Source organism: Pseudomonas sp. FG1, assembly GCF_034313875.1.
In the GTDB taxonomy this organism is placed as follows: Bacteria; Pseudomonadota; Gammaproteobacteria; order Pseudomonadales; family Pseudomonadaceae; genus Aquipseudomonas; species Aquipseudomonas veronii.
Genome location: NZ_JAVIWP010000001.1, coordinates 5613243 through 5627393, shown reverse-complemented (window position 1 = coordinate 5627393; position 14151 = coordinate 5613243). Strand labels below are relative to the sequence as shown.

The window sequence follows — 14151 nt, the reverse complement described above, 5'->3', positions numbered from 1 at the left end:
GGGACCAGCAGGCTAGGCATGGCAGGCGAGGGCGAGAAGCCAGATGCTTCCGAGCCGGATGTAGGTTGCTTCGGTTATCGGGTTGGTGAGGCCGAAAGTCGGGGGTGTCAGCAACCGCGCGGGTTACCACCATTTCCAGCGGCCTTGTTTTTTCAGGGTGGCGATGATGGCTTCGCGCTTGTGGCGGATTTCTAGCATCTTGTGGCGCAGTTCGCGGCAGCGCTTGCTGTTGAGGATCAGGAGGCCGATCAGGGGGCTGAGGAGGGCCATGGAGTAGAGATAAGCGTTGGGGCGGTAGGCGATTGCGGGAAGTGATACCAGCAGGCAGATGAGGTATATCGCCATGTTCAGCCAGACCCAGTGGATGCGTCCGTATAACACTTCGTATTTGGCAAGGGCAAATACTGCACCAAGCCCCGTAGCGCCGAAAAATGATGTCTTGGTAGCAAAACCAATGGGGGACGTCGAGAGATAGGTGAGCATTGTCAGGATCGCCGTCAATCCTATTGAGGTGCATGCGACAAGAATGTCTGCTCCGATTACTGGCATGTACCGCTTGATGAATTCCCAATGGTTTTCAATAAAGATGCCTGCTGATGATGGCCTGCGCGACCGGCAAGCATTATCCCGAAGCAAGACTGGTAGTGCGCAAGGCGGGCGGTTCCAGCCCGGTGGAGTATCTGGTGATCACCCTGAAGGAAGTCATGGTGGTGTCCTACGGCACCGCTGCTGAAAGTAAGGATGAGGTGCTCTACGACAGCATCGCCTTGAACTTCGCCAGCGTCGACGTCAGCTACCAGCCGCAGAAGGCCGACGGCGCCAAGGACGGTGGGCCAGTGAAGTTCGGCTGGAATATCCGGCAGAACGTTAAAGCCTGAAGCCGCACCTTGTGCCCGGATAGCGGGTCTTTGCGCATCCGGGCGCCAGCACCCGCCGAGGCCATTCAAGATGAGCCTCGGTTTTCGTCAACAAAGGATGCTCGTCGTCTATCAACGGCCGCAGCAGTGCATGGAACATCATGTCCCCGAGGAACGGCAGTGGTTCGCGCTTGCCCATCAACTCGGCATACACGCGCCCGAACGCTACCGGCCCGGCTTTGGCGATGTAGGCCAGGGACAGGCGTTCGGTCAGTGACAAACCATCCTGCAGATCACCCTAAATACCGGCAGCGCAACGTCTTTTTACGCGCTTTCAGACGCTCGCGAAAAATTTTGCGGCGATGGTCTCGTTGGCCTGTGCCATGCGGTGTCTGCGGCAATACTTTTCGTACAGTGCCTAGGAAACAGGGGACTCTTAGATTAGATTCGATGGCGTGATTGTTCGATGGATACGAGACCTTCTTAAGGATTGAGCCATGAAAACCCCGCCACTCAATGCTGTGAAAGCGTTTGAGGCCGTGTCCAGGCATCTCAGTGTAACCAGGGCTGCATCTGAGCTATGCGTGACTCAGGGAGCCACCAGCCAGCAGATCAAGATTCTTGAAAACTACATGAACTGCTCGCTTTTCATAAGGGACGCCAAAGGGCTAACGCTAACCGAGGCTGGCCAGCGGCTCGCCAGCGTAGCTCAGAAAGCACTAGGGGAACTGGCCGCTGTCGCGGAAGAGATCATCGGGACGCAAAGAACAACACTTTCTATTTCTGCCCCACCTTCATTTGCCGTAAAGTGGCTTATTCCAAATCTGGATAAATTTTACGAAAAACACTTGGATCTTAATGTTGTTATTGATGCGTCTTGTGACGTTAGAAGCTTTCGCAGTCATGGTATTGACGCGTCAATAAGATTTGGCAAGGGAGAAAATCTTCCATCAAATAGCAAAGTGCTTGGCTGCTCAGAAGTTATCATAGTCGCAAGTCCCGCATATATTAAAAAAACACCTAAAATTGAAACGTATGCCGACCTTTGTGAACATAAATTGATCAGTTATGAAACGAAAATTGAAAGTCATAGAAAACTTCATAAAAGCTGGAAAAATGTCTTTGCTGATTTAGGCTTGTCCCTGGACCTTGGTAAGGCGAGTATCGTTTTTACAGAAGGGCACCTGGCTTTGACCGCAGCCATTCATGGTCATGGGCTGGCTCTAACAGAGTCAATTCTAGTCGATCACGAATTACAAAGTGGTCAACTGGTAAGGGTGCTGGATACTAGTTTTCCGGAGGATAATTGTTACACTTTTTTTAAGCCTGAGTACACGCAGAAAATGGTGGCTTTGGAAAAATTCGAAGATTGGCTAATGAGTTCCTTGGCCTGTTCGCTAAGGAAGGTCTGAAGTACCCACCGATTTTTGATGCCCTCACTGCCTGAGGTTCAAAAAATGCTAAGTCGGTCGAAAACAGACATTTCCTGTCTTTAATTCATGGTTTTTTCCTCTGATCGCTATATTTCAGGGCGATCAGTCCGCATTAGAGACGCACTTCTCCCGCATTCAACAACCATTTTTGCACCGTCCACAGGTTCGACAAGGCGAATAAAGTCTTCTGCTGTGCGATGTTGCTGGATAGGTTGGTGATGTCATCTCTTTAGAAAAACTAATGCCTATCGAAGAATTACTCCATCGACTCTAACCTGAGAGTCTCGTATTTTCTAAGCCGCAATGTGAGCGTAATACTCGTCAATCGAAGCCACCTGGCTCGCGGGCAGCATGGTTCATAAGCTGCAACAATCTCCATACCTCCGCGCGATGGTCGGCACCCCATGAGCAAGGCAGTCGGTGGTCATCGTGCCTGAAGACATCAGATGTAAGTAATAGAGCCATTCTATTGATCTTTCTATTCCAAGATAATTTCCGGTGAGGTTCGACCGTTCAACGCAGCATACCGCCGAATCGAAGTACGCAGCACCAAGCATCAGAATAAGACTGAAACCAATTATCATGTGAACATATAGGAGCGACAAAGTGGCACAGCGAGCAACTATTATCCTCTCTGAGGAAAACATTGGTGAAATTGTCGCAGCCGTCGGGCTCGACACTTTAATGGATGAAACGATTGCAAAACTACGTGATGCCCTCAACGTGTTTGGTGATGGCCAGGTTGAAATACAACCGCGCACCGGTTTTGTCTATGAAACTCCGGAAATGGGGCTGATAGAGTTTATGCCGGCTTACCGCCGGGATAAAAATGTCGCGTTAAAAGTTGTTGGCTACCATCCGGGAAATCCGTTTAACCGGGGCATGCCGACGGTCATGGCCACTAACTCCCTATATGACGTAAGGGACGGCCACCTTATTGCGGTGATCGATGGAGTATTTGCAACAGCAGTACGAACGGGCGCAGCATCCGCTGTGGCTTCGAAGTTGCTGGCTCATCCTGAAAGCAAAACCCTTGGGCTGATCGGAGCTGGCGCCATGGCAGTGACCCAGGCCCATGCCCTCAGTCGAATTTATGACTTTGACGCAGTCTTGATCCACGATATTGACCCCGCAGTGGAAAAAACTTTCGCCAAGCGGGTATCCGCCCTGGGAATTACACCGATCATCGCTTCCAAAGACAGGGTACTGGCAGAGTCCGACATCATCTGTGTTGCCACCTCCATTGGCCTTGATGCAGGCCCGGTTCTCCACGCTGGCGGGATGAAACCACATGTACACATCAATGCTATTGGTGCCGACACGCCGCGCAAATATGAATTATCAACAGAGCTGCTCAAAAGCTCGTTCCTTGTCACGGATTATCTGGAACAGGCCATTAACGAAGGTGAATGCCAGCAATTGAGTAAAGACGAATACGGCTATATCGGCCCTGAGCTGCACAAAATAGTGAAAGAGCCGCAAGCCTATATCCAATATCAGATGAAACAGACCATCTTTGATAGCACCGGTATTTCATTGGAAGATCAGATAATGACCGAGGTCTTGATCGATCAGGCGGAGAGACTAGGGCTTGGTCAGCGGATCCTGATTGAAGCGGGATGTGATGACCCCATGAACCCATATCTTTTCTCAAATTCCGCGAACGCTCTTGATACCGTCAAGAATACAGTGCACGACCGTACCTTAAAATTAGCATGAGTAGAGAAAGACAGGCCATGACAAGCGCAACTCTGATAGACAGAAAAGCACTATCTGTAGCAGTGTTCTTTGGGTTTTTATCTGCTCTTATCTGGGGAGCCTGGCCTGTTCTTTCCCGTTTTGGGGTTCAAAAAACGCTGTCTCCCTATGACATCGCGGCCTTACGCTTTATGGTGGCCGGATTGATTTTGCTGCCCTTTGTTCTAAAGAAAGGGACAGGCATGCTTGGTCTGCCGAAAACCCTGGTCCTTACAGTGGGGCAGGGTATTCCGCACGTACTTCTGGGAATCCTCGGATTGGCATATGCCCCCGCCGGACATGCCGGCGTTCTCATCCCCAGTGCGATGATTGCGGTTTCCACAATTGGGGGCTGGTTCTTCCTTCGTGACAGGCCGGAAAAAGCGGTACTGATCGGGATTTTTGTCATCATGGTAGGGGCGACCCTTTCGGGGTGGCGAAGCATGTCGGAAAGCGGTGGACAGGCCTGGCTGGGAGACCTGCTATTCATTGCTGCCGGAGCATTATGGGGGATCTATACCATTGCCTCGCGTGCATGGGACGTGGATGCGTTCCAGGCCACAGCTTCGGTATCCGTCATTTCCATGTTGCTCTACCTACCTCTATATTTCATTTGGGGAACCCCAGGTATCCTCTCCGCACCCGTTTCTGAAATAGTTTTCCAATCCCTATTCCAGGGCGTATTTGCGGCGATTCTGGCCCTGCTGTTCTATACGAAGGCTGTGACAGTGCTTGGTGCAACCCGTGGCTCCATCTTTGGCGGTCTGGTCCCTTGCATAGCGTCCGTGCTGGCTATCTTCGTCCTGTCGGAAGTACCCAGTCTGATCGAAGTCGCCGGGATGGTGCTGGCCAGCGGCGGTATGATCTATATCTTCGGGTTTCGAAAATAGAGTTTGGGTTTGAATCTTTGGACAGGTCCCGGTACGGATGGCAGTTACTTGCCCCCCCGCCAGATCCCTTCGTGCGTAACCCTAAGCCTTGGGGTGTGGCCGGACGGTTACTTTGGCCACAACGCCAAGATCAGAAAGTCGAAATCACCCAAACCGCATAGAGCCACGGGCCATCAAGCGACGACCCAAACGCTACCCTCTACTGGCTAAATCGCGGCAGTCTGCTCGCGATGACATCAAGAAAACGCGCACCCCACAGTCTCCGTGCGGGTCTGCATAGAATGCACAGGTCGCTTCTGGAGGTTATCGCGCAACATCTGCGCCAAAATGCTTGCATATTCTGCCTCAACAGTAACAGACACGCCGCTTCTGCGGATCTCGCTGTGGGATACTTTGGATTTGTGCAGCTCGCTATGACACATAATCATCTCTACAATCGAGTCGAGGTGGGCAGGAGCTGGGTTTCCTATAGTGCTTACCCTCATGAGGTCGTTGTCTGATAGTGCGGATCTTTCGCGCCTAAGTAGCTGCGATCTTTCTAAGATATTTTCTGCTAGAGATTTATCGCATTGATCAATGCAGCAAATGGAATGACTTTCTGAGTCGCTGTGTAACATATCAAAAGCTATGCCATGATCAGAGAGCTCCTGTAAAGCATCGTGAGTTTTATAAGATTGATTTATACTTAGGGTCGACTTTCGCGAGCTGGTTATAATGGCTTCTATAGGATTTTCAAATGTTTGTTCGCCAGCAATCACTGTTCCGTTTTCGTCAAGGAGCAGCGCTGCGATTCCTAACGAAATGAAAAGTACGGCGTTAGAGTATGTGAGTGCTGTGCGGATAGGCGTTTTCTTCATAAGATTCTTTTTGAGGGTCGCCTCTAGTTTTGGTGTTCCCCTGTAATTTTCAGAGCGGTTCTGTTCAATAAGCAGCGGGTAAATGGGTGTGTCTGTCATATGCGCTCAGTACTAACAAGAGACTTGTTTTCCTGCTCCTTAGGATGATTTAACAAGCGCAAATTTTTATTGGAAGACAGCATCGGCTGCAATGGAGTAATGCTATCTTCGGTATTAGTTTCTCTATTGGTCGATGCTCTGGCATTTTACGAATGCAGGGCCATGATCAGGCGCAATGTCATCAACGTAAGCCCAGCAGCCCTTAGGGAAGGTCTGAAGTACTCATCGATTTTTGATGTCCTCGCTGCTTGAGGTTCAAAAAATGCTGAGTCGGTCGAAAACAGACCTTTCCTGTCTTTAATTCATGGTTTTTTCCTCTGATCGCTGTATTTCAGGGCGATCAGTCCGCATTAGTTCTGCATCAAGTGAACCCGTAACATGGCCAGCAACGGATACGCCGGACGACCGCCTTCGCCTTTCGGATAATGCGGCTCGATCAGGGCAATCAAGCCCTTCCAGGGCACGACCTGATCCATCTCGATCAGGAAGCGCTCATGGCGGGTCTGCCTACGTTTGTCGGCATACCCGGCATCGGCGAAGGACATCTGTTTCATCGGGGCTCAACCGTTCGATTTGTGCGAGGCAGGTATTTCACCAAATCTGGGAATTTTTTTAGAGTTTCCTTAACGCTTTTTGACGCCAGTCTTCGTCGTCATCAACGGTGGTGATTACCTTGAAAGCACCTTGCACTGGGCCTCACAGATATTATGTCCGGCCCGGACGAAATCCCCCACCCCGCGAATCAAGGCCGCCATACCGGCGACAGCTGTTCATCAAGGGCCCAATGCGATTGGCCGGGCCTCAGGCAAACACCGCCGACCCAGCGTTCATGGCTGGCGTGGTCCAGCCAATAAGCATCGCCGCCCAGCACGGTGTGCCCCAGCGCTGTCAGCGCCAGCACCCGCCGAGGCCATTCAAGATGGGCCTCGGTTTCCGTCAACAAAGGATGCTCGCCGTCGATCAACGGCCGCAGCAGTGCATGGAACATCATGTCGCCGAGGAACGGCAGCGGTTCGCGCTTGGCCATCAACTCGGCATACACGCGCCCGAACGCTACCGGCCCCGCTTCGGCGATGTAGGCCAGGGACAGGCGTTCGGTCAGTGACAAACCATCCTGACTGCCGGGCAACTCCTGCAACTGGCGCAGTAAAGCGCGTGCAAGAAAGGGCAGCGCCGTGTGCGTCCCGTGGGCCAGTTCCGCCCACTGCACGGGGGAACTGGCGCAATACGCCGACCACGCCTGTTTGGCCAACTGCACCGCCTCGTCGTCGATCAGGCGCCGCTGCGGCCATAACCACGCCAGTACGTCGGGGGCCAATTGGCCAATGCCGATAAACCGTTCTACCCCCGGGATGCGGTCCACTTCGATCAGTTCCAGCTTGCGCGGTGCCTGGTCAAGAGCGGCCAGGGCGCGGATCAGGAACAGTTGGTCATACGCATCCGCCTCGCACCACAGCACGCTGTGTTCGGCGCTGGCCAAGGTTTCCAGTTGGTTGTATTCGTCGGCGACACGGCGCGCCACATCCGCTTCGCCCAGGGCAAAGGCGTGACTGATGAACGCGCTGCGCATGGCGCGGAATGCCTCGCGGGGCAGGTCGCGAACCGGGCCCATGCACAGCGGGTCGGTGAGCATCTGGAAGTGCCCCTTGAACCCCGCCAGTTGCAGGCTGTGGGCAATGTCGTTGCCACAGCGCCAATGGCTGGTGCGGGCTTCATCGCTGGCGGCGAAATCGGGATGGCGGGCGGCGAAGTCGATGGCGTCGACATGGGCCTTGAGCTGCGGCCAACTGCTGAAACCCAGCTGCTTGGCGATCTGCCATTGCGCCTGGGACAAGGTGGCGTCGGGGTTTTCGCTTTTCAGGCGCGGCAACAGTTCCTTGGCGCGCTTGCGCTGCTGCTCAAGGTTGAGACGGCCATCAGTGGTCGAGGATACGCGGCGTTGCGACATACGAGCTCCTTGCACACACCTTTTCCGCTTTAAGGTTGGGAGTCGTAGAAATGATTGAGTGCTTCACTGTCTTGGGCGCAGCCCTTTCCGCGGAGGGTGGCGTAGAGAGCGCCAGGCGGCAAATATAGGCAGGGCAGGGGCTGATTGCAAGGCGCCCGCCACAGGACCGGTCGCCATCGCTTGAACTATTGCTATGAAAAGCCTGCGCGCCTGCTTCACCATTGCGCCTGACCGAAACATGAGGAGCCTCGCGTCCATGAGCGCACTGATCGAAACCCGCGCCCTGGCGCGCAGGGATGAGCGTCGCCAGGCGGTCTTGCTCCAGCCCACTGACTTCGCCCTGCACCGCGGCGACCGCGTGTCGATCACCGGCGCGTCCGGTTCCGGCAAGAGCGTGTTCCTGCGCGCACTGGCGTTGCTGGACGCGCCCACATCGGGGCAGGTCCTGTGGAATCACCGGCCGATCGCTAACGCAGACATTCCCGAGTACCGCAGCCGCATCTGCTACCTGTCCCAACGCCCGGCGCTGATCGACGGCACCGTGCTGGACAACCTGCGTTTCCCGTTCAGCCTCAAGAGCCTGCGTAAACGTCATTTCGAGCTGGCGACCGTCACCGCGCTGCTGCAGCATGCCGGCAAGTCGCCGGACTTCCTGGCAAAAAATGCCAGTGACCTGTCGGGCGGCGAGTCCCAGGTGGTGGCGTTGATCCGCAGCCTGCAGCTCAACCCTGAGGTGCTGTTGCTGGATGAACCCACCGCCGCCCTCGACCCCGCGTCCTCGCGTGATGTCGAAGCGCTGATCGATACCTGGTTCGCCGATGACCCGACCCGCGCGTATGTCTGGGTGTCCCACGACCTGGAACAGGCCCAGCGCATGAGTGACATCCACCTGCACATGAGCGCCGGTGTGCTGAGCGGAGCCACCCAAGCATGAACTACCAGAACCTGACCGCGCTGGACATGGCCATCGCCGCCGCGCTGATCCTGATCAACGGCGCGCTGTCGCTGGCGTTGCGCCTGGGCCTGGAGCGCCAGTTGCTGTGGGCTGCCGTGCGTACCGTGGTGCAACTGCTGGCGATCGGTTACCTGCTGGGCTGGGTGTTCGCGTTCGCCTATTGGTACGTGGTGCTGCCGCTGATGTGCGCGATGACCCTGATTGCCGGCCTGTCGGCGGCGGGGCGCGGGCGGCGCACTTACCGTGGGCAAAGGATCGACAGCATCGTGTCGGTGTGGGCCAGTTCATGGCTGGTCACGGCGGTGGGCTTGTTTGCGGTGATTCGCATCCACCCGTGGTACGAGCCGCAGTACGCGATCCCGATCCTCGGCATGATCCTCGGCAATACCCTGACCGGCGTGTCCCTGGGCATCGAGCGCATGACCCAGGAACTGACCTCGGGCCGCAACACCATCGAGATGATCCTCGCCCTCGGCGGCTCACGCTGGGAAGCGGCGCAGGAAGCGATCCGCCAGGCGGTGCGCGCCGGGATGATCCCGACGCTGAACCAGATGGCCGTGGTCGGCATCGTCAGCCTGCCCGGCATGATGACCGGCCAGGTGCTGGCGGGCGAGAGCCCGGTGGATGCGGTGCGCTACCAGATCGTGATCATGTTTCTGATCGCCGCTTCGTCGGCGTTGGGCACGGTCGGCGCGGTGCTGCTCACCTACCGGCGCCTGTTTTCCAGGAACCATCGGTTTTTGCGCGATCGACTGCAAGAGCGCTGACGGCCAGGCGATGGACTGTCGGTGATTGTTTCACCGCGTGAAATGCTCGATTGTAAATCCTGGTGATTCCATCGATAGGCGCCACGGCGGAACATGGCTGGCGTCAAGACCCCCACTTCTTTGGAGCCTTTCATGTCCCAGCCTGCGATCAAACTCTATGGTTTCCCCCTGTCCGGCCATTCCCACCGGGTCGAGCTGATGCTGTCGCTGTTGAGCCTGCCCAGCGAATTCATCCTGGTCGACCTCAAGCAAGGCGCGCACAAAACCGCTGAATTCGTCGACACGATCAACCCGTTCGGCCAGGTGCCGGCGATCGATGACAACGGCACCGTACTCGCCGATTCCAACGCGATTCTGCTGTACCTGGCGAGCAAGTACGGCAACGGCCAATGGCTGCCGAGCGACCCGCTGGGGCAGGCGCGTGTGCAGCGCTGGTTGTCGGCCGCCGCCGGTCAGCTCCACGCCGGGCCGGCGACCGCGCGGCTGGCGGTGGTGTTTGGCGCGGATGTCGATACCGTCGCCGCCATCAGTCGCTCCCACGCCTTGCTGCAATTGGTAGAGCAGCAGCTGGGCCAAAGCCGCTTCCTGGTCGGTGAGCAGCCGAGCATTGCCGACATCGCTTTCTACACCTACGTGGCCCACGCGCCGGAAGGCAATGTGTCGCTGGCCGACTACCCTCAAGTACGCGCCTGGCTGGCCAGTATCGAAGCCTTGCCGGGGTTTGTCGGCATGCCACGCACGGCGGTGGGCCTGCAATCACAGTAACCTTCAAGAGGGACACCGATGGACCGCTTTCATGAAATGCAGGTGTTCCTCGCGGTGGCCGAGGAGGAGAGCTTCGCCGCCGCCGCACGCCGCCTGAAAACCTCGCCGCCCAGCGTGACCCGGGCGATTGCCGCGATGGAACAGCGCATCGGCACCCAACTGCTGGCGCGCACCACTCGCAGCCTGCACCTGACCGAAGCCGGCCAGCGCTACCTGGAAGATTGTCGACGCATCCTCGCCGAGCTGAATGAAGCCGAGGAAGCGGCGGCGGGCAGTTATTCCATCCCCTGCGGCCAACTGACCGTGACCGCCCCGGTGCTGTTTGGCGAGCTGTATGTGGCGCCGTTGCTGGGGGCGTACCTCGATCGTTTTCCTCTGGTGAACATCAACGCTTTGCTGGTCGATCGCGTGGTGAACATGACCGACGAAGGTGTCGACGTGGCCGTGCGTATCGGCCATCTGCAGGAGCCGGGGCAACAGGCGATCCAGGTCGGTGAAGTGCGGCGAGTGGTGTGTGCGTCGCCCGGCTATCTCGACCGGCACGGGCGGCCGCAACATCCCACGCAGTTGCGTGAGGCCAAAATCGCTACGTCGTCGGCCAGCCAATTGATCAGCGCATGGCAATTCGTCGACGGCGAGCAGGAACTGACGGTGCCCATCGAGCCGCGCCTGGTGGTCACGGCGAACAACGCCGCGATCAACCTGGCGCGCATCGGCTGGGGCATGACCCGGGTGCTGTCCTATCAGGTGGCGGCGGCGGTGGCGGCCGGTGAACTGGAGATTGTCCTCGACGCGTTCGAGCCCGCGCCGCTGCCGATCCAGGTGGTGTTCCAGAAGGGCGCCCGCGTACCGGCGAAGGTGCAGACCTTCGTCGACTTCCTCACCCAGCATTTCGCGCAGGACCGTGGCCTGAACCCGGCGCCGCAGCGGCCGAACTGATGGAGCGCTATCGCGATATGCAGCTGTTTGCCGCGCTGGCCGGGCAACCGAGCCTGGCGGCGGCGGCGCGCAGCGCCCGGGTGTCCGGCGCGACGCTGGTGCGCGCGTTGGCGCGTTTGGAAGCACGTCTGCAGGTGGCGTTGCTGCAACGCAGCACGCGGGGTGTCCGTCTCACCGAAGCCGGCCGTGCCTACCTCGCCGACTGTGTCCGCCTGCTGGCGGCCGTGGACGCCGCCGAAGCCTCGGCCAACGGCTCGCATGTGCAGGCCCAGGGCAATCTGCGGGTGTTCCTGCCGTTTTTGTTCAGCCGGTATGTGATGGCGCCGATCCTGGCCGGTTATATGGATCGCCATCCCGATGTTTACCTGACAGCCCGCTACCACGACTATTACCCGAACCTGCACGAAGAGGGGCTGGACGTGGCGATCCTGGTCGGTACGCTGCCCAACTCGTCGCTGATCGCGCGGCCAGTCGGCCAGGTGCGGCAGGTCCTCTGCGCCAGCCCCGATTACCTTGCGGCCCACGGCGAACCCGCGCACCCGCACGAGCTCAAGCAGCATCGCCTGATCGCCAGCGCCGATCAGGTCCACTGGGATTTCCCCCATACCCACCTCAAGGCGCGTACACGCCTGCGCTGCACCTCGGTGCAAGGTGCGATCAATGCGGCCGTGCATGGCGCGGGGATCATCCGGTGCCTGAGCTACCCGGTTCACGAGCACCTGGTCAGCGCGCAATTGCGCCGCGTCCTGCCCGCCCACGAACTGGCGCCGTTGCCGGTCAACGTGGTCTACCGCGAAGGCCGCCAGGCGCCGATGCGCGTGCGCAGTTTTGTCGATCACTGCGTGGCGGCGTTGCGCGAGCATCCGGCATTTCAGTTGGCGTAATGCTCGATTGCCGAACGTGGGTATTCTCTCGCCGCGTGGCGGGGCGCAGCATCTGGCTATCTGACACGAGGTGATCGCCATGAACCTGATCGAACACTCCCCCTGGCACGCCGGCGAACGGCAGATGCAAGCCAGCGCCGGTGCCGCCGAGCGTATGGACATGATTGGCGCCAAGGTGATCCGTGATCATCTGCTCGAGCAACACCGAGGGTTCTATCCGCTGTTGCCATACCTGATGCTCGGCGTGGTGGACGCGCATGGCATGCCCTGGGCGACGATGATCGAAGGCGCGCCGGGGTTTGCCCATTCACCCGACCCGCACACCTTACAGATCGACAGCCTGCCCGGCAGCGGCGACCCGGCGCGCTCCGCCCTGCAGCCAGGGGCCGCCGTCGGCTTGCTCGGCATCGACCTCGATACGCGCCGCCGCAATCGCCTGAATGGTCGGGTCGGCGCGCTGGATGCCGAGGGGTTTGCGGTCGATGTGGTTCAGTCCTTCGGCAATTGCCCCAAATACATCCAACTGCGCCCTGTCGATGGGATCGCCCGCCAACCCGGGGGCGTGGCCGAGCGCAGCAACCGCCTGGATGACGCCGCGCGCGCAATGATCCGCAACGCCGACACGTTCTTCGTCGCCAGTTATGTGGACATCGACGGCGAACGCTCGGTGGACGTCTCCCATCGCGGCGGCAACCGCGGCTTCGTGCGTGTGGAGGGCGACGTGCTGACCATCCCCGACTTTGCCGGCAACCTGTTCTTCAACACCCTAGGCAACCTGCACGCCAACCCGGTGGCGGGGTTGTTGTTCATCGACTTTGCATCGGGCGACGTGATGCACCTGGCCGGGCACACTTCGTTGATCCTCAACGGCCCCGAGGTGGCGCGGTTCGAGGGCGCGCAGCGGTTGTGGACGGTCACGGTGGAACAGGTGGTCCGCCGCCCGGCGGCGTTGGCGTTGAGGTGGCGGTTTGCGGAGTTTTCGCCGTACAGCCTGGCGATGGGGCGTTGGTAGGGCACTGGCTGTGCGGCCACCAATACCCTGTCCGAGCGGACGTTGCCCGACGGTCAGGACTACCTCAAGCCGATCCATGTCATGGTCGACGACTCGCTGAATGCCGCGTAAATTCGTAACCGGTTACGCGAAACCGGGGTGTTTCACAGTGTCGAAACCGGCCGGGGCAAGGCAGGGGATTATTCGGTGTTGATCCGCTTCAATAGCCAGCGCGATTTGCCATCTTTCCCGGGAATTCTGCTGAGTACGGCGACGCTGTTTTTGCTGCCCTTGTCCCAGAGTATCGACACCACCACCGAGTTTTCCCTGCAACATAATGGAAAGCGCCGATGAGCATCACTATTCCGCCGCCCGAATCCCGGTTCGATCAGCAAAAAACGCGCAGACCTTTCCTCTAAGAACATATGGCGAATAGTTGAAGTTAGACCGTATGTCGGATTCTCTTATAAAATTCTTTGAATGTGTTCTGCGTCCTACACGCTCGTCCTGGATTAAAATAAAAGTTATATGTGCAGGTTGAGGCTTCGTAAGGTATTAATTCTGCGAGGGTTAAGTGTTCCTGTTCAGCGTGGGTAGCGATTTTTTATCTTACGTAGAGTTATTTGTTTTCTGATTTTTATGAAGGAGCTTTCCTAAAGTCGTTGGTAAATTTTCCTACATTATGAAGTATGCAAAAATTGCATTTTTTTCCAGGAAAGCTAGATTGCTATCGTCACTTGTTTATAAGTGGGCAAAGATAGTATCTGTGTGGACTCAGGAGAATTGAGATGAAAAGTGAAGAGTTTGGAGAGCTGTTTTTTAGTTTTGATAATGAGTACGGGTTCAATCCGTATGCAGGTAACGCCGGCGCATCAGGAAGCCAGGGTGGGTGCGGCGGAAGCGGTGGATGTGGAGGCGGCGGTGGATGCAACGGCGGTAGTGGTGGGTGTGGTCACAATTCAATAACCGAGCAACAACCGACGAGTGAGTAAATTTAACCGTCACCCACTTAACGAGGTTTTCCGGCGG

Annotated in this window: 13 protein-coding genes and 4 pseudogenes; 12 read left to right on the top strand and 5 right to left on the bottom strand. The window is 57.3% G+C overall.

Annotated features, from left to right (window positions below; genetic code table 11):
• Positions 1 to 123: 123 nt before the first annotated feature.
• Positions 124 to 483 (bottom strand): hypothetical protein, encoded by a 360-nt coding sequence (locus RGV59_RS25645; RefSeq protein WP_238587298.1) that lies wholly within the window; start codon positions 481 to 483, stop codon positions 124 to 126.
• Positions 484 to 593: 110 nt separating this feature from the next.
• Here RGV59_RS25645 and RGV59_RS25640 point away from each other — a divergent pair.
• Positions 594 to 878 (top strand): annotated as a pseudogene (locus RGV59_RS25640) (Hcp family type VI secretion system effector); the annotation flags it as partial.
• Between the two features lie 43 nt (positions 879 to 921).
• Here RGV59_RS25640 and RGV59_RS25635 read toward each other — a convergent pair.
• A pseudogene (locus RGV59_RS25635) lies at positions 922 to 1149 on the bottom strand (hypothetical protein); the annotation flags it as partial.
• A gap of 22 nt (positions 1150 to 1171) precedes the next feature.
• Here RGV59_RS25635 and RGV59_RS25630 point away from each other — a divergent pair.
• The 4 genes and pseudogenes from RGV59_RS25630 to RGV59_RS25615 form a co-directional block, all read left to right on the top strand.
• A pseudogene (locus RGV59_RS25630) lies at positions 1172 to 1279 on the top strand (IS5/IS1182 family transposase); the annotation flags it as partial.
• A 75-nt stretch (positions 1280 to 1354) separates the two neighbouring features.
• Positions 1355 to 2269 (top strand): LysR substrate-binding domain-containing protein, encoded by a 915-nt coding sequence (locus tag RGV59_RS25625; protein WP_046490617.1) that lies wholly within the window; start codon positions 1355 to 1357, stop codon positions 2267 to 2269.
• Between the two features lie 627 nt (positions 2270 to 2896).
• Positions 2897 to 4009 (top strand): ornithine cyclodeaminase family protein, encoded by a 1113-nt coding sequence (locus tag RGV59_RS25620; RefSeq protein ID WP_046382765.1) that lies wholly within the window; start codon positions 2897 to 2899, stop codon positions 4007 to 4009.
• A gap of 17 nt (positions 4010 to 4026) precedes the next feature.
• The gene (locus RGV59_RS25615; protein WP_260473905.1) at positions 4027 to 4917 is read left to right on the top strand and encodes a DMT family transporter; all 891 of its coding nucleotides are present in this window, start codon (positions 4027 to 4029) and stop codon (positions 4915 to 4917) included.
• A gap of 236 nt (positions 4918 to 5153) precedes the next feature.
• On the opposite strand, the gene RGV59_RS25610 is transcribed toward RGV59_RS25615, so the two are convergent.
• The 3 genes and pseudogenes from RGV59_RS25610 to RGV59_RS25600 all read right to left on the bottom strand — a co-directional run bounded on the left by RGV59_RS25610 (position 5154) and on the right by RGV59_RS25600 (position 7821).
• Positions 5154 to 5873: a hypothetical protein gene (locus tag RGV59_RS25610; protein ID WP_126587108.1), complete on the bottom strand. Its 720-nt coding sequence runs from the start codon at positions 5871 to 5873 to the stop codon at positions 5154 to 5156.
• A gap of 353 nt (positions 5874 to 6226) precedes the next feature.
• Positions 6227 to 6427: pseudogene (locus RGV59_RS25605) on the bottom strand (IS5/IS1182 family transposase); the annotation flags it as partial.
• A gap of 188 nt (positions 6428 to 6615) precedes the next feature.
• Positions 6616 to 7821, bottom strand: coding sequence for a DUF1835 domain-containing protein (locus RGV59_RS25600; RefSeq protein WP_126587110.1), 1206 nt, complete (start codon positions 7819 to 7821; stop codon positions 6616 to 6618).
• Between the two features lie 256 nt (positions 7822 to 8077).
• Between RGV59_RS25600 and RGV59_RS25595 the strand changes: the two genes are divergently transcribed.
• The 7 genes from RGV59_RS25595 to RGV59_RS25565 all read left to right on the top strand — a co-directional run bounded on the left by RGV59_RS25595 (position 8078) and on the right by RGV59_RS25565 (position 14088).
• Positions 8078 to 8755 carry an ABC transporter ATP-binding protein gene (locus RGV59_RS25595; RefSeq protein ID WP_126587112.1) on the top strand — a complete coding sequence of 226 codons (678 nt, stop codon included), beginning with the start codon at positions 8078 to 8080 and terminating at the stop codon, positions 8753 to 8755.
• Positions 8752 to 9543 carry an ABC transporter permease gene (locus tag RGV59_RS25590; RefSeq protein ID WP_126587115.1) on the top strand — a complete coding sequence of 264 codons (792 nt, stop codon included), beginning with the start codon at positions 8752 to 8754 and terminating at the stop codon, positions 9541 to 9543. Before RGV59_RS25595 ends, RGV59_RS25590 begins: the two co-directional genes overlap by 4 nt.
• Positions 9544 to 9675: 132 nt before the next feature.
• Positions 9676 to 10308: a glutathione S-transferase family protein gene (locus RGV59_RS25585; RefSeq protein ID WP_046490607.1), complete on the top strand. Its 633-nt coding sequence runs from the start codon at positions 9676 to 9678 to the stop codon at positions 10306 to 10308.
• A gap of 18 nt (positions 10309 to 10326) precedes the next feature.
• Positions 10327 to 11247: a LysR family transcriptional regulator gene (locus RGV59_RS25580; protein WP_102618816.1), complete on the top strand. Its 921-nt coding sequence runs from the start codon at positions 10327 to 10329 to the stop codon at positions 11245 to 11247.
• Positions 11247 to 12131, top strand: a complete 885-nt coding sequence (locus RGV59_RS25575; RefSeq protein WP_126587117.1) for a LysR substrate-binding domain-containing protein — start codon at positions 11247 to 11249, stop codon at positions 12129 to 12131. The genes RGV59_RS25580 and RGV59_RS25575 overlap by 1 nt, the downstream gene beginning before the upstream one ends.
• A gap of 79 nt (positions 12132 to 12210) precedes the next feature.
• The gene (locus RGV59_RS25570) at positions 12211 to 13143 is read left to right on the top strand and encodes a pyridoxamine 5'-phosphate oxidase family protein (protein WP_126587119.1); all 933 of its coding nucleotides are present in this window, start codon (positions 12211 to 12213) and stop codon (positions 13141 to 13143) included.
• Positions 13144 to 13953: 810 nt separating this feature from the next.
• Positions 13954 to 14088 carry a hypothetical protein gene (locus RGV59_RS25565; protein WP_274521375.1) on the top strand — a complete coding sequence of 45 codons (135 nt, stop codon included), beginning with the start codon at positions 13954 to 13956 and terminating at the stop codon, positions 14086 to 14088.
• Positions 14089 to 14151 lie beyond the last annotated feature (63 nt).